This is a genomic window from Pseudoalteromonas peptidolytica (assembly GCF_012641745.1).
GTDB lineage: Bacteria > Pseudomonadota > Gammaproteobacteria > Enterobacterales > Alteromonadaceae > Pseudoalteromonas > Pseudoalteromonas peptidolytica.
Genome location: NZ_WEHZ01000022.1, coordinates 25,278 through 41,530, shown reverse-complemented (window position 1 = coordinate 41,530; position 16,253 = coordinate 25,278). Strand labels below are relative to the sequence as shown.

Genomic DNA, 16,253 nt, shown 5'->3' with positions numbered 1-16,253 from the left:
CTAATATTTTTCACTCAGTTTTTCAATTGCTAAAATCAGGGCAAGTCCGGCAATGGCAAGTAACACACAGGCCAGAGTATTTGGGTCTTGCCCGTACAGCGTACTGTATTGCTGCGGCAAAATATTTGCTTGCGTCAAGGGCTTCTCAATACCGCTAGAATTAACATACGTGGTCAGCACTTGCTTCCAAGGCCATAGTAAATTCAGTGATCCGAGTAAAAATCCTGCCAATACCGAAAATGTGACTTGTTGATAATGACTTAATAACCAACTCAACAGCCTCGAAAATGACATCAACCCAACAACACATCCAAGTAAAAAAAGACCAACGAGTGTTATTTCAAGTTGATTTACAGCACTCAGTACATGTCCATACATGCCCAGCAATAACAAGATAAAACTACCCGAAATTCCAGGTAAAATCATTGCACAAATGGCGATCGCACCGGAGATAAAAAACATCCAGTGAGATGCTTGCGCTTCCGCTGGCGACAATGACGTAATGACAAAAGCAACCACAGCGCCAATTACACAGGCCGCAATATTTTTACCGTTCCAGCTCGAGACCTGTTTGGCTACGTAAATAAAAGAAGCGACAATAAGGCCAAAGAAAAATGACCATACCAGTATTTGGTGGTGCGCAAGCAAGTAAGTAATAACTTTAGCCAAAGATGCTGCACTGATAAGTAGCCCTGAAAACACCGCGACTAAAAAGCTACCATCGATATATTGCCATGTAGCTTTTATACCTTCACGGCGCAACAACCCTAATGCTTGCAAATTAACACTTTTTATTGCATTTAAAAAACGCGCATAGATACCAGTGATAAAGGCAATAGTACCACCTGATACTCCGGGTACAACATCAGCAGCACCCATCCCAGCCCCTTTTAAAAACATAAAGAGATAGTCTCGTTTGCTATCTTTGTATTGCACGCATACTCTCCATTTATTTTCTCTGTGCGGCAGTTTACCTTAAAACCATAAATAAAGGCGACTGCTAAAGCTTTTGCCAAGTAGGCCGATACTAAACCATGGAAAATCATGTACACGTATTATGCTAAGCAGAGCACTTTTTACATTATTAATTTCAATATCAGTAAGTTGCTTCGCAGCCGAACATATAGCCCCAGCACCGCTAACAGCGCTTTTTCAACAAGATGCACAGCGTTTTTATGAACCTGCGGGGTTACTGGAGCTAAACAATGAAGAAGAAGTGTTTTACGTTTTTCATCAAGAGCACATGGCTTCGATGCGGGCAGGTATTGTCATTTTCCTGCCTGATATGCAAATGCCGCCACTTAATAACAGCGGGATCAGTTTCCTTGCTAAGCGTTTGAGTGATGATGGATATGATACGTATACCATCACGCCACCAGATTTGTCCTATGCTGTAAGTCTCTTAGATCAAGATATTGAAACACCAGAAGCTGAGCCAAAGCCGCAATCCGTTGAGCCTGTCTCAGAGATAAACCTAGACAACTATAAAGCCGCGTTAGTCAGTCGTTTTAAAGCACTTTACAATACATTGTCAATGACACAAACAGAGAAGCTTGTCGTTGTTGCATTTGGCAATAGTGCTGGTGTGTTCGCAGAACATTTAGCAACCTTACCCAACCTTCGTATTGATGCTTACACCGTCGTCAGCCCCCAGCTGCCTAATGCTATGCGACAAAAGCACCTAGCATCAAACCTGTCTTTGATAAGCCCCGCTCTTTTGGATATTTACTACAGCTTTGATAACCCAATGGTAGTCGATAGCACCGCTGACAGAGTAAGGTGGGCAAGAAAAAATAGTAAGCTAGATTACCGCCAAAGAGAGCTATTTGGGGAAAAAACCGATCCGCTCCAGCACCAGCGCTTACGCAAGGAACTACTCGGTTTTTTACGGATACTTTAGCTTTTTTTAAGGTACTCGTAGGCAGACTGAATATCTTGGCTTTTCCGTTTAGCTACTTCCATCATATGAGTCGGCAGCCCCTGCGATACCAACTTATCCGGATGATGTTGTGACATCAGTTTGCGATACGCCTTTTTAATTTCACTCGCGCTTGCGCTTTCACCTAAGCCAAGCACAGCCAAGGCTTTTGAGCGTGTAAGCCCGCTCGGTTGCGGTGCTCCTTGGTGTCCATGATGCTGATGCTGTTGCTGTGACTTTCCAGCTTGTTGGGCACGACGAAACTCAAACTCAGCCTGGTAACGCTTTAGCAGAAACAAAAAATGCGTTTCAGCGAAACCTAAATATTTGCTGACTTGCTTTAGTAACGCTTTTTCAGCGTCTGATACATGACCATCACAAAATGCCATTTGGATTTGAATTTCTAAGAATAATTGCCTTAGATCATAGCGCCGAGCAAACGCTTCTTTAAAATCTGTTACTGCTTCTTTGATTGAAAAGTCACTGCTCTTTCCTGCGGTAAAAGCATGCTGCGCTTCTTTTCGGTCTTCTCCTTGCAACCCCATTTCGGTCATAAATGCTGATGCGGCTTGAATATGAATTTCACTAACACGGCCATTAGACTTAGCAATATGCCCCATAACAGCAAAACAGCTGGAAAAGAACAGTGCTTGTCGTTCGTGCAGCTCATCTCCTTTAATAAAGCCCTGAAAACCACCGACCTTATCAAAATCTTGACGTAAGCTTTTGTCAAACAAATGCCCGAGGTAAAAGCCTAGAATCGCACCCAACCACCGACCAAACAAAAAACCAAACATGGTTCCTAATAATTTACCCCACATCGCTATATCCTAACTTTTTATTTATTGTGCTTAGTCGCTCAGGAGTACCAATATCGTCCCATTGACCAAGATACAGTTCTGTTGACACTCTATGCTCTGCAAGTGCACTGCGAAGTAGTGGCCCTAACTTAACAAAGCCACGCTCTAGCCCAGCAAAAAAACATTGATGGTAGATACCTATCCCAGAAAATGTATATTGCTCTTGGTTCAAAGGCTGGTGAGCGAGACAAAAGTCACCATTGGGGTTATGTGCTGGATTTTCCACTAACACAATATGTGCTTCACAATGTCCAGCGGCTGCTTTTCCAAGTTGCAGCTGAATAAGGCTACGCACATCATAATCGGTAAAAACATCGCCATTTATAACCACAAAGCGGTCGCTATCCTGGCACAGTAACGGTAGTGCTTGAATAATTCCTCCTGCGGTTTCAAGCCCTCCTTCTGGTTCATCACTGTAGGTAATATTTACCCCAAAGTGGCTACCATCACCAAAGTAGTGTTTAATCACCTCACCGTGCCATGCAAGGTTGATTACAACCTCGGTAATACCAGCTAGCTTTAGTCGTTCAATGTGATGTTCAATGAGTGGCTTACCCGCTACTTTCAACATCGGTTTGGGCTGTGTCGCTGTAAGTGGCATCATCCGCTTACCACGACCTGCTGATAAAATAATTGCTTTCATATTCGCTTTATTTGGCGCTCAGTTTGACTTTTGCTTTAGGCATTATGTCATGCCTAATCCAGCTTGCAAGCCACTGAAATTCATCATACTTCTGAGCAGCTTCAAGAATGTAATCGAGCGTCGGCAAAATATTATCTAGATACCCGCCTTTCCCATCTCGTTGCAATAGCCGCGTAAATATTCCCGCAGCCTTGAGATGTCGCTGCAACCCTGTAAGATCAAAGTAATATTGATATCGACTAAAATCCATATCAGCTAACAGACCTGCGGCATGTAATTTATCAAAACTATATCGCTGCAACATTGCAAACTCATCTGTGGGCAATCGCGTGTAACAGTCTCTTAGTAAAGACACACTGTCATATGTAACAGGCCCTTGCACGGCATCTTGATAATCAATCAAATACCACTTTGACTGATGAAAAATAACATTGCGACTGTGGAAGTCTCGGTGCATCGTCACTTGTGGCTGTTCGAGCATAACCTCAACCAACCTTGACTTGACGTTTTGCCACTGTATCTGTTGATGCTCTGTCAGCGAGCTTTTTAGCCACTTTGTCACCAGCCACTCATGAAATATTTCCAGCTCCATGGCAATAAAGTCAGCATCATAGGGTTTCATCCACTTACTGGTCGGCGTCTGAGCAATATTTGGTAGCAAATCTAGCAACGCTTGATAGTCATGCAATCGGGCGTGTGTATCTAGCCTGTCAGCAAGGTGAGTAGAGCCCAAGTCCTGTAGCAATACCAAACCGCACTGCTCATCCTGTGCAATAATGCTTGGCAGATTTAGCCCTTGCTGTGTGAGTACACTGTTTAATGCTACAAATGGGGTGTTATCCACTTTATCCACCGGACTTTCCATCAGCACCCATGATGCTTCTGTACCTTTTGTTACGCGGTAATAGCGGCGAAAGCTAGCATCTGAGGTGATGGGTTCACAGCTGAATTGATGGGTTTGCAATGCTCGCTGTATAAATTCTACACGCTGATTTTGACTACTCATGGATTAACTATTACACCTTCTACTTGTAAATATTTAAATGCTACTGTATTTCCGACAGTTTTCATTTATCATGATGAGCTTATTATTAAATGCTCAGCTAATAGGTTATTAAATGCGCAAAATTTTGGGCTTAGCTGTATTGTCTGCTATTCACTCTACTGCTTTTGCTAATACGAACATTGTCGCGGCACAATGTAAAGACTATATGCAGCCAGAAAGCTGGAAGCCAATAGCCTCGCTGCCCAAAAACGCCATTGATATTGTTGCTGATGACTTGGAACTGCAAGGCGCTGACAGCGCAGAGTTTTCAGGCAATGTCATTATTAATACCGAAACCATGAGCTTAGCAGCCCGACGTGCACTGATTGATAAAAAAGAAGGGCTACTAAGTGCTTCAGGCCCGCTCCTTTATCGCGATCAATTTACCAAAGTACATAGTAATGGTCTCTTCGCTGATTTAAATGCTAACACGGTCAGCTTGCTTGGTGCTGAATATGAGCTTACTGAGCAGTTAGGTCGTGGTGGTGCTGAAAAGTTACACGCGTCTGGAAATCAAATATCACTCGATAACTCTAGCTTCACTACCTGTCCAAGCGATGATCCCTTTTGGAAAATAGAAGCAAGTAGTATCGTGCTTTCTCGTGAGGATGGCTGGGGAGAAACATATAATACGGTGTTCAAAATTTTGGACACGCCGGTGATTTACCTCCCCTATTTTACCTTTCCAATCGACAGTAGGCGCAAGTCAGGGCTGCTCACACCAACCATCTCTAGCTCAAATAAGTTTGGTTTGGAGTTAATCACTCCTTATTACTTGAACTTAGCACCAAATTACGATGCTACCTTAACGCCACGATATATGGCCAATAAAGGCTTCCAGCTTAACACTGAGTTCAGATATTTGACTGAGCAACACCAAGGTAAAGTTGCTGTTGAATATTTAAGTAAAGATGACTCAGAGCCACAGCTAGATGACCGATATTTAGTGCATTGGCAGCAAAAAAGTTACTTGAGCGATAACTGGCGTGCGTTCGTTGATATTACCAATGTCAGCGATGATAACTACCTGACTGACTTAACCTCAGAATACGCCAATGAAACAGACACTCAACTGTATCGCACTGGTAGTGTTAGCTACTTAGGCGAGGACTGGTTGGTCGACATTAAACTGCAAGACTTTGAAGTCCTTGGCGACCACAGAGAGTCCTATACCACGTTACCGCAAATTAGCTTCCGTACCCGTGAAAGTTACGAGTTTGCCAACGTTGATTGGGATTTTGAGGGTGAATTTGCTTATTTTCAAAATGATTCATTAGCGATCACTGAAGCGTCAAGACTACATTTAGAACCCAGAGTCTCATTCTCTCGCAGTGATTATGCTTGGTCTTTTACCTCAGAGGCTCGCTTACTTCATACTCGCTATGATCAGAACATCAAAGAACTCAATTCGGACTATGCAGAGTCTGTCAGCCGGACGTTACCAAGTGTCCGTATGCACGGCCAGCTTAACTTTGAACGCAGTACAGAGTTTTTCTTCGAGCAAGGGGTACAGACATTAGAACCACAGCTACAGTACTTATACACTCCACATAGAGAACAAAGTCAAATCGGTTGGTATGATACTGCTAAGTTACAAGATGACTTCATTGGTCTCTTTCGCGCCCGCAGATATTCAGGTTACGACCGTATCGCAGAAGCAAACCAATTCACTATTGGTGCAACCACACGAATTTTTGATAGTAGCAATGTCGAGCGCTTTAACTTTAGTGCCGGTCAAATCATCTATCTAGAGTCCTCTGTAAAGCCATCTGCACAACGCTTCAGCGACGATACAAATTATAATTCGCTGTTTGCAGCTGAATCCATGCTACATTGGCACAAACGCTGGTATCTATCTGGTGGTATTCAATACGATGTCGATAGCAAAGATTTGGTACAGTCTCACTTTACTTTAGACTACAAAGGTGACGACAAGCAGCTTGTGCAATTGAACCATCGCTATGTAAATGATGTCTCAGACTATGAAATAGACCAAGTCGGTTTATTCACGAGTTTACCAATTGACGATAACTGGCAGTTTGTAGCAAGCTATCACCGTGATATGACAGCAAACAGAAGCGTTGAATCCTTTGTCGGCGTTCAATACCAGTCTTGTTGTTGGGCGATTCAAGTGACAGCAAACCGACAAATTGAAACAAACTTAAACCAAACACTCACTCATGATGAGGCAGTGTTTGACTCTGGCTTTAGCCTGAAATTTGTTCTTTCAGGACTTGGAAGTCAACGCAGTGGTGATGCAAGTAAGCTCCTTCAACAGGGTATTTTTGGTTACCGTAGACCGTATTTTTTGAATAAATAGAATTTAGAAAGCCGTATGAATTTAAAAAAGTTGTTATTAGTGGCCTCATTGAGTGCAGGCCTATTTACTCAAGCACATGCTGAGCGTGTAAAACTTGATACTGTTGTTGCCACCGTCAACGACGGCGTTATTTTACAAAGTGAAGTTAACCAAATAATTAACCGTGTAAAGGAACAAGCCGACCAGCAAGGGACCGAGCTTCCAAGTGACAGGACACTTCGCTTGCAAGCGATTGACAAGCTCATTGAGCAATCGCTGATGCTACAACTAGGTGAGCGCATGGGTATGCAAATATCTGATGCACAACTTGACCAAACCATTGCCAATATCGCGCAAGACCAAGGTGGCACTATTGCTGATCTACGTCGCTCGGTAGAAGCGAGCGGAGAAAGTTTCCAAGCATACCGTGAAGAGATCCGCAAAGAAATCACCACAAGCCAGGTACGCCGAGCCAGTGTCGACCGCCGTATTTATATCAGCCCTCAAGAAGTGACGAATTTACAAAAAATTCTCAGCGAGCAAACTGGCAACTCCGAGGAATATGACATTGGCCACATTTTAATCAAGATACCAACAAAAGCGACGCCTGAAGAAATTGAGGATGCCCGTCAGCGTGCTGATAACGTAATCAAATTCTTGAACGAAGGCAAAGAATTTAAGCGTATTGCTATCGCCTCTTCAAGTGGTTCAAAGGCGCTAGATGGTGGCCAATTAGGCTGGATGGGTATCAACGAGATGCCAACTTTGTTTGCAGAAGCAATAAAGGGAGCGAAAAAAGACGACATCGTCGGTCCACTGCGCTCAGGCGCGGGTTTCCACATTCTGAAAGTACAAGATATTCGCGGCCGTGAAGTGGTGGAGACAGTCGAAGTACGCTCTCGTCATATCTTAATCAAACCTTCTATCATTTTAAGTGAAGAAAAAGCACGCTCAATGCTTGCTGGCTTTGTTAAGGACCTACGAGCTGGTACCGCAGACTTTGCAGCACTAGCGAAAGAACACTCTGAAGATCCAGGCTCTGCCCTTAAAGGCGGCGAGTACGACTGGACAGATCCAACAACTTACGTACCAGCATTTAGAGATACTTTATTATCTCTAGAAAAAGATCAAATCAGTGAGCCGTTTAGAAGTACTTTTGGCTGGCACATAGTGCAACTGCTTGATAAGCGCGTTGCAGACAAAACAGAGCAGGCTAAATTAAACCGCGCTCATCGCCTACTATTTAATCGTAAATTTAAAGAAGAAAGCTTTAAATGGATTAAAGAAATGCGTGATCAAGCACATATTGAAATAATGGAAACGGAATAACGACCATGACCCTCAGAATCGCAATTACACCGGGTGAGCCTGCTGGCATAGGTCCAGATCTTGTTATCAAATTGGCTCAGCATGCTTGGCCTGCTCAGTTAGTTGCGGTAGTTGATAAAAGTATCCTAGAAAAACGCGCTAAAGAGCTCAACGAGCAAATCGTCCTATTGCCATTTGACAGCACTCAAGCACCACAGCCTGCCCCCGCAGGCGCTATCTACTATCTACAAGTAGATAAAGGTGCTGAGGTGGTTGCCGGTCAACTAGATGAAGCCAATGGCCACTATGTGCTCGAAACGCTTCGTATTGCCTCAGAAAAAAATATGGATGGTACTTTTGCTGCAGTTGTTACCGGCCCTGTGCATAAAGGCATTATCAATCAAGCGGGTATTTCATTTAGTGGCCACACTGAATATTTTGCGCAGCAGTCTGATACTGCCGATGTGGTTATGCTACTTGCAACGGAAGGGCTTCGCGTTGCTTTAGTAACCACTCACATTCCGTTGGCTTATGTATCAAAAGCGATAACCCCTGAGCGTTTGAGCAAAGTGATACATATACTCAACCACGACTTACAGACAAAGTTTGGTATTGAACAACCACGAGTACTGGTATGTGGGCTCAACCCACATGCCGGTGAAGGTGGTCACCTTGGCCGAGAAGAAATAGACACGATTGAGCCAACTCTAGAAATACTCAATCAGCAAGGCATGAACTTAGTTGGCCCATTGCCTGCTGATACGCTTTTTCAAGCAAAATATTTAGATAATGCTGATGCAGTGCTTGCAATGTATCACGATCAGGGTTTACCTGTGTTAAAATATAAAGGTTTTGGAAATTCAGTAAACATCACCTTGGGATTACCTTTTGTTCGTACATCGGTTGACCACGGCACTGCTCTTGATTTAGCAGGCTCGGGCGATGTTGAAGTAGGTAGTTTTGAATTAGCGATCCGCGAGGCAATTAAGCTCGCAACCAAAAAAGCACAGAATGCATGACAGATAAAGTACATCTTGGACACAGAGCCCGTAAGCGCTTTGGTCAAAACTTCTTAAATGACAACAGTATTATCGACAAGATAGTAACAGCCATCGACCCAAAACCAGAGGATAACCTGGTTGAGATTGGTCCTGGTTTAGGTGCTATCACTGAGCCTGTGTGTGATTTAAGTGGCCATTTAACCGTTGTAGAGCTTGATAAAGATCTTGCTGAGCGCTTGATCCATCATCCGTTTTTAGGACCTAAATTAACGGTTAATCAAGGCGATGCAATGAAGTTTGACTTTTCTTCTTTAATCAAAGAAGGAGAGAAGTTGAAGATTTTTGGTAACTTACCTTATAACGTTTCAACCCCTTTGTTATTTCACCTGTTTGAATTTGCAGATCAGGTTGCACACATGCACTTTATGCTTCAAAAAGAAGTCGTTAATCGCATGGTTGCAGGCCCTGGGAGTAAGGCTTTTGGTCGTTTAAGTGTAATGACGCAGTATTACTGCCATGCCATTCCCGTCATTGAAGTGCCACCGCATTGCTTTAAGCCTGCACCAAAAGTTGACTCAGCAGTTGTCAGATTGATCCCCAAAGAGGCTTCTCAACGTACAGCCAAAAGTACTAAGCTACTGAATACTGTATGTCTTGAAGCATTCAACCAACGTCGTAAGACGCTGAGAAATAGTTTATCTAACCTGTTAAGTGAAGCGCAGTTACAAGCGTTGGGTATAGATCCTACACTTCGTGCTGAAAATCTGTCGCTGAACCAGTTTATCGAAATTGCAAATTGGCTATATGACAACTCAAACTAAAATTGGCTCACCGATAAAAGTGTCGGTAGAAACCTTTTATGTTGAAGCGCAATCACAGCCTGAAAAGGAAAAATATGTGTTTGCCTATACTATAACTATCAAAAACCATAGCTTGTGTAATGCCAAGCTAGAGAGCCGCTATTGGCTAATTACCGACGCTAACGGCAAAGAAACGGAAGTGGAAGGTGATGGAGTCGTAGGTGAACAACCTACCATCCGCCCTGGTGAAAGCTATCAGTATACCAGTGGTGCTGTTCTCGATACCCCTTTAGGTACAATGGAAGGCTACTACGTTATGCGTAATGAATTTGGCACCGAGTTTAAAGCACCAATTAATGTATTTAGACTCTCCTGCCCAAATATTTTGCATTAATGCTAATGTGTTTTAATACTTGCTCAATATAAGTGGGCAAGTATGACGCTGACCTCGTCAACGGTTTATCTAAAGCAACTAGGTAACCAGAGTTCGGCAATAGATCACAAGTGAAGTAGGAACATTCTTGCCTCGCCGACACGGGTGTAGTTACCTTGGTGATAAGGTCACATCAGGGTAGTACAAGCTCCTCAAAATAGGCAGCTGAGTTAAGTAAATTGGGATAAGGACGCTGTTATTCAGTGCAAGCTGGCTAGCCTGCTTGCCTCATTGAGGCTCAGCATTAGAATAAACACATTGAGTTATAAAATAGGCTATAGGTAAAGCATGGCAAAATACGCAATTGGAGATTTACAAGGCTGCTTCACCCCACTCATCGCGCTACTTGATCAAGTCGACTTTAATCCAAGCCAAGACCATTTGTACTTTGTCGGCGACATCATCGCCCGAGGCCCTGATCCGCTTGCTTGCCTAGAGTTTCTATATCAACATGCAGACTCCATTAGCGTTACACTTGGCAATCACGACCTCCACTTTTTAGCCTGTCTAGCATTAGGAATGCCACCCAATCCAAAAGACAAATTAGACGCAGTGTTTAACAGCCCTAAATGCCAAAAGTATGCTGACTTATTGCGTGCACAGCCACTGGCTATCTGGCTAGAACAGCAGCAAACTTTGATTTCTCATGCAGGTATTCATCCAAGCTGGAGCATAGAACAAGCGCTAAACTATGCACACTTTGCCGAAGCCAATTATCAATCTACAAAAGCCCCTGAGTTTTACGCCAATATGTACGGCGCTCACCCCGGACTTGAGCTCGATAAGCTCAGTGAACAAGATAAGTTTAAAGCCATTGTTAACGTCTTCACTCGAATGCGCTTTCTTAAGCAAAATGGTGAACTAGACCTAAAAAATAAATCTGGGTTAAAAGATAACGATGGTCTTATCCCTTGGTTTGAATATGGACAAATACCACCAAATACGACATTACTTTTTGGCCACTGGGCGGCATTAGAGGGTGAAACACACCAAAAAAATGTGATTGCACTCGACACAGGATGTGTTTGGGGAGGGGCAATGACCATGATTAACATCGATACCGGTGAAAAGTACCAACAAGCGTAGCCGACCAAAACACCTGCAATGCAATTAAATCGAGATATTGTCCGGTAAAAGTGTCAACTCAAAGCCCAGAGAACTCGACTAACCAGATGTTACTAGCAGAACAAAGCGGCTCATACGCATAACCCATGTAATGCTTTACTCTTAATCTGCTCAAGCATAGTGAAAACACCGACTTGAACGGCCCCTTTTCAGGTTCTCCAAGATACAAATTTGTATGTACAGTACCAGCCTGAACACCAAAGGCCATCAAGTTACAAACATAAACGCCTCTATCTTTATTCTATTGACTAAACTATATTCGATAAACAGACCACCCTTGTGGCAAAATAGTCGCTATTTTTTGTAATCCGACCTTTTTTGCTGAATTTTTTCGTCACATCTGCTATAAAATACTTAACTTATCCGCAATAAATCCGATAAGTATCCGTATTGCATTGTAAATTTTGTAGGACAGCTATGAATTTGACTGTTAGCCAACGTATTTGGGGTGGGTTTATTACCATCACCTTGTTGCTTCTTCTTATCGGGGGTAATTCTTTAATTAGGATTGCAAACATTGACAACTCAACTCAGCAGGTAAACAGCCTCTCCTTACCTGCACTTTCAAAAAGCTCTGAACTCAAAGTTGAGTTCACATTAATGAGCAAGATGGCGCAAGGTAGTTTTTATGCGCGCTCAGAAACAGAGCTTGCGACGCTGAGACAAATGTTTTCTGAGCGTCAGAAGATTTTTGATAAAACATACTCTGAACTCCAACAGGTGGTCGCTTCTAACAATAAACTTGCTTCAAGCAGCAGCGATGTTGGTAAAAGTTACGACGCATTTGTAAAAGCCATGAATAGCCTAGTCACTGAGAAGTCGTCAGAGCTTTCTTTGCGCGATAAGCTCAAAGAACAGTTATCTGATCTTGATATGGCTGCCGAGGATGCCACCATGGTAACGGTAGACATCATCGATTTAGATGGATTAGAAGATAGCGACAAACGCGCTTTTCAAGCAGCAAATAGTCTTGAGAACAACTTTTCTTCTGTGGTTACTAGTGCAAACGATTTAGTCACTGTTGAAGACACCAACACGCTAGAAATCGTTAGAAACGAGCAAAAGTATTTAGTTGAAGAGCTAGGACGAAATATCGACTTGATCCGTGGTCCAGTGACAGCACTTGATAGCGGACTATTCGCAGATCTTGAGGGATATTATACGGCTCTAAAAGATACAGTAACCGGTAGTAACAGTATTGCAGAAAACCAAAAGCGCCTGATACTCGCCCTTGCTGAAACCCAAAAAGAACTTGCAGACGCTGAAAAAACAACACAAGCGGCGCTTTCTCAGCTTGACGATTTGTTGTCAGAAGCAAGCCAAGTCGCGTTCAATTTGCAACAAGGTGTGCGCAGTGACGTCGGTAAAGCTAATTTATGGACTTGGATAGGTATGATGGTGGCGACTATTATGGCTGTCGGTGTTGCATACATTACAGTGAGTCGCATTACCAAACCTCTTTCTGAAGTAAATCGAGTATTGAATATCGTAGCCAGTGGCGATATGACGCAGCGCTTAGATGATACCGCCAAAGACGAGTTTGGAGAACTTTCGAAAAGCTGTAATACGTTAATCTCGAGTTTACGTGAACTGATCACCGGTATTATTTCTCGTTCAACACAACTGGCAGCGGCCTCTGAAGAAACATCGACGATTACCACTGAATCGAGTCAAGCGATTAAAAATCAGCAAGCACAAGTTGAGCAAGCAGCTACAGCAACAACCGAGATGAGTAGCACTTCTCATGGTGTAAGCAACAGCGCACACCAAGCGTTGCAAGAAATCAAAAATGCTGACAAAGAAGCTGAGCGCGTTAAAGGTATCTCACACGAAAATAAACACACCATTGAGCAACTCGCCAAAGAAGTCGACGAGGCATCGCGTGTTATCAATAAACTACATCAAGATAGTGCTTCTATCGGAAGTATTTTGGATGTTATACGAGGCATCGCCGAGCAAACTAACTTACTTGCGCTTAATGCTGCAATTGAAGCAGCTCGAGCTGGAGAACAAGGTCGAGGGTTTGCGGTAGTTGCTGACGAAGTACGCTCTTTAGCAAGTAAAACTCAAGAGTCTACACAAGAAATTCAGGCGATGATCGAGTCTTTACAAGCAGGCGCGGAAGAAGCCGTAAGTGCAATGTCGAAAGGTAAACAGCAGGCTGAGTCTTGTGTGAACCAAAGCGACCTTGCCAACGAAGCATTGAACTCTATTACCGCAGCCGTTTCACAAGCGCATGATGTAAGTGAAGAAATCGCTAATGCAGCAAACGAGCAGCAGCAAGTAGCACAAGAAATTAGTGAACGTTTAGAGTCTATTGTTACGATTGCTGAGCAAACGGCTGAAGGTGCAAGCCAGACATCAATTTCAAGCTCTGAAGTGGCGAAACTCGCAGAAGAGCTGCGCTTGTCAGTCGATCAATTTAAAGTTTAATACCAATTTGAGTTAATACTTGCTCAATTTGAAGGAGTAAATCTGACGCTAACAGCGTTAAAAATTTCTTATTTAGAACAACTAAATAGCAAAATTTTTGCCTCGTTATCGACAAGATTTTCTCGCCTCAAAATAGACCACTTAATTAAGAAAATTGGTATAATTGACGCACGACTTACTGAATAGAATTGCTATAACAATAAAAAAAACCCATGCAATGCATGGGTTTTTTTTATTTCTTTTTAATCGCTTATGCAAATAATGCGTTTGCTTTCTCAACGATGTTTTCGACAGTAAAGCCAAACAGTTTAAACAGCTCACCTGCTGGTGCTGACTCACCAAAGGTAGTCATACCAACGATTGCCCCATTCAACCCTACATACTTGTACCAGAAGTCTTCAATACCTGCTTCAATTGCAACACGGCGTGTTACTGAGCTTGGTAGAACGCTTTCTTTATACTCTGCAGATTGTGCATCGAAAATATCCGTTGAAGGCATAGACACAACGCGTACTTTTTTGCCATCTGCACGTAGTTTATCAGCAGATTCAACCGCAAGTTGTACTTCTGAACCCGTTGCAATCAGGATGATTTCCGGCTCACCATCACAAGACAGTACATAACCACCCTGCTTAATAGCTGCTACTTGCTCAGCAGTACGAGGTTGCTGTTCTAGCCCTTGACGGGTAAACACTAGGGCAGATGGACCATCGGCACGTTCTATTGCTTGCTGCCAAGCTACTGCAGACTCAACTTGGTCACATGGACGCCAGCTTGCAAGATTTGGGGTGGTACGTAAGTTTGCTATTTGCTCAACAGGCTGGTGCGTTGGACCATCTTCACCAAGACCAATTGAGTCATGAGTGTAGACAAAAATACTTCTTTGCTTCATTAATGCAGCCATACGTACCGCGTTACGTGCGTATTCCATAAACATTAAGAATGTTGCACCATAAGGGATAAAGCCTTTGTGTAGCGCAATACCATTCATAATGGCAGACATACCAAATTCACGTACACCATAGAAGATATAGTTACCCGCTGCGTCTTCGGCTGTTAAACCTTTTGACTGATCCCAAAGCGTTAAGTTAGAACCCGCTAAGTCAGCAGAGCCGCCCATAAACTCAGGAAGAATTGGACCGTAAGCGTTTAAGGCATTTTGTGATGCTTTACGCGTTGCAGGATTTGCCGGATTCGCTTGAAGTTCAGCGATATACGCTTCTGTTTTTTCTGACCAATCTGCTGGCAAATCACCTTTCATACGGCGTTCAAATTCAGCGGCAAGCTCTGGGTAGTGCATTTGATACTCAGTAAACTTGATTAGCCATTCGCTTTGTTGGTTCTGACCACGCGCTGTTGCATCCCATTTCGCGTAGATATCTTCAGGAATGTCGAATGCACCGTGCTCCCAACCAAGGAACTCACGAGCAGCTTTGATTTCATCATCACCAAGCGGTGCACCGTGGCAATCGTGGCTGCCAGATTTATTTGGTGAGCCATAGCCAATAACGGTTTTACAACAAATAAGCGTTGGTTTGTCAGATTCAGCTTGAGCCGCTTCAATTGCAGCTTTAATCGCGTCGCTATCATGACCATCAACGTCAGCAATAACATGCCAGCCGTACGATTCAAAACGCTTCGGTGTGTCGTCGCTAAACCAACCTTCAACTTCACCATCGATTGAAATGCCGTTGTCATCCCAAAACGCAATGAGTTTGCCAAGTCCAAGTGTACCTGCCAACGAACATGCTTCGTGTGAGATCCCTTCCATCAAACAACCATCACCTAAGAAGGTGTAGGTGTAATGGTTTACGATGTCATAATCTTCGCGGTTAAACTGCGCAGCTAAGGCTTTTTCAGCAATCGCCATACCTACCGCATTAGTGATACCCTGACCAAGTGGGCCGGTGGTCGTCTCTATTCCTGGTGCATAGCCATACTCTGGGTGACCTGGCGTTTTGGAATGTAACTGACGAAAGTTTTTAATGTCATCGATTGATAAATCATAACCCGATAAATGTAGCAATGAATAAATAAGCATTGAGCCGTGACCGTTTGATAATACAAAACGATCTCTATCAGCCCATTCAGGGTTACTTGGGTTGTGTTTTAGAAAGTCGCGCCAAAGTACTTCTGCGATGTCCGCCATGCCCATAGGGGCTCCTGGGTGGCCAGACTTGGCCTTTTGTACAGCGTCCATGGAAAGAACGCGAATTGCATTAGCAAGTTCTTTGCGAGATGGCATGAATTCTCCTACCTTTAAATGTGTTTCGCGGGGGTTGAGCCCATTCTTACTTATTTATATGGCCTACTGCAACGGCAAAGACCATAAAAAAACAGGTACAGACTGACTTTTTCTGACCATTAAAAAAGATTGAACAATTTTGG

General features: G+C 43.3%; 13 protein-coding genes. 8 read left to right on the top strand and 5 right to left on the bottom strand.

Translation table 11 applies throughout. From position 1 onward, the window contains the following. Entirely contained in the window at positions 1 to 936 is a 936-nt protein-coding gene (locus F9Y84_RS14575; RefSeq protein WP_125251595.1) for a polyprenyl-phosphate transporter, read from the bottom strand. A gap of 121 nt (positions 937 to 1,057) precedes the next feature. Between F9Y84_RS14575 and F9Y84_RS14570 the strand changes: the two genes are divergently transcribed. Then, positions 1,058 to 1,900: a DUF3530 family protein gene (locus F9Y84_RS14570; RefSeq protein WP_147390811.1), complete on the top strand. Its 843-nt coding sequence runs from the start codon at positions 1,058 to 1,060 to the stop codon at positions 1,898 to 1,900. Here the strand turns inward: F9Y84_RS14570 and djlA are convergent. The 3 genes from djlA to F9Y84_RS14555 are packed head-to-tail and all read right to left on the bottom strand — an operon-like array spanning position 1,897 to position 4,427. After that, positions 1,897 to 2,739 (bottom strand): co-chaperone DjlA, encoded by an 843-nt coding sequence (djlA, locus tag F9Y84_RS14565; RefSeq protein WP_125251593.1) that lies wholly within the window; start codon positions 2,737 to 2,739, stop codon positions 1,897 to 1,899. The two genes, F9Y84_RS14570 and djlA, sit on opposite strands and share 4 nt — an antisense overlap. Beyond that, entirely contained in the window at positions 2,729 to 3,421 is a 693-nt protein-coding gene (murU, locus tag F9Y84_RS14560) for an N-acetylmuramate alpha-1-phosphate uridylyltransferase MurU (protein WP_125251592.1), read from the bottom strand. Before murU ends, djlA begins: the two co-directional genes overlap by 11 nt. Before the next feature lie 7 nt (positions 3,422 to 3,428). After that, entirely contained in the window at positions 3,429 to 4,427 is a 999-nt protein-coding gene (locus F9Y84_RS14555; protein ID WP_147390810.1) for an aminoglycoside phosphotransferase family protein, read from the bottom strand. 112 nt (positions 4,428 to 4,539) lie between these two features. On the opposite strand from F9Y84_RS14555, the gene lptD reads away from it, so the two are divergent. From lptD to F9Y84_RS14520, 7 genes are all read left to right on the top strand, one after another. Next, entirely contained in the window at positions 4,540 to 6,786 is a 2,247-nt protein-coding gene (gene lptD / locus F9Y84_RS14550; RefSeq protein ID WP_125251590.1) for an LPS assembly protein LptD, read from the top strand. A gap of 15 nt (positions 6,787 to 6,801) precedes the next feature. After that, positions 6,802 to 8,094 (top strand): peptidylprolyl isomerase SurA, encoded by a 1,293-nt coding sequence (gene surA, locus F9Y84_RS14545; protein ID WP_147390809.1) that lies wholly within the window; start codon positions 6,802 to 6,804, stop codon positions 8,092 to 8,094. Between the two features lie 5 nt (positions 8,095 to 8,099). Next, positions 8,100 to 9,092 carry a 4-hydroxythreonine-4-phosphate dehydrogenase PdxA gene (gene pdxA / locus F9Y84_RS14540; RefSeq protein WP_125251588.1) on the top strand — a complete coding sequence of 331 codons (993 nt, stop codon included), beginning with the start codon at positions 8,100 to 8,102 and terminating at the stop codon, positions 9,090 to 9,092. After that, on the top strand, positions 9,089 to 9,895 hold the full coding sequence (gene rsmA / locus F9Y84_RS14535) for a 16S rRNA (adenine(1518)-N(6)/adenine(1519)-N(6))-dimethyltransferase RsmA (protein WP_147390808.1): 807 nt from the start codon (positions 9,089 to 9,091) through the stop codon (positions 9,893 to 9,895). Before pdxA ends, rsmA begins: the two co-directional genes overlap by 4 nt. After that, the gene (apaG, locus tag F9Y84_RS14530; RefSeq protein WP_125251586.1) at positions 9,879 to 10,268 is read left to right on the top strand and encodes a Co2+/Mg2+ efflux protein ApaG; all 390 of its coding nucleotides are present in this window, start codon (positions 9,879 to 9,881) and stop codon (positions 10,266 to 10,268) included. Before rsmA ends, apaG begins: the two co-directional genes overlap by 17 nt. Before the next feature lie 327 nt (positions 10,269 to 10,595). Then, a complete protein-coding gene (locus F9Y84_RS14525) occupies positions 10,596 to 11,393 on the top strand; it encodes a symmetrical bis(5'-nucleosyl)-tetraphosphatase (RefSeq protein WP_147390807.1) in 798 nt (265 codons plus the stop codon). Positions 11,394 to 11,849: 456 nt separating this feature from the next. Then, positions 11,850 to 13,865, top strand: coding sequence for a methyl-accepting chemotaxis protein (locus F9Y84_RS14520; protein WP_125251584.1), 2,016 nt, complete (start codon positions 11,850 to 11,852; stop codon positions 13,863 to 13,865). Between the two features lie 250 nt (positions 13,866 to 14,115). On the opposite strand, the gene tkt is transcribed toward F9Y84_RS14520, so the two are convergent. Continuing rightward, positions 14,116 to 16,110 (bottom strand): transketolase, encoded by a 1,995-nt coding sequence (gene tkt, locus F9Y84_RS14515; protein WP_147390681.1) that lies wholly within the window; start codon positions 16,108 to 16,110, stop codon positions 14,116 to 14,118. Between the last annotated feature and the right edge of the window lie 143 nt (positions 16,111 to 16,253).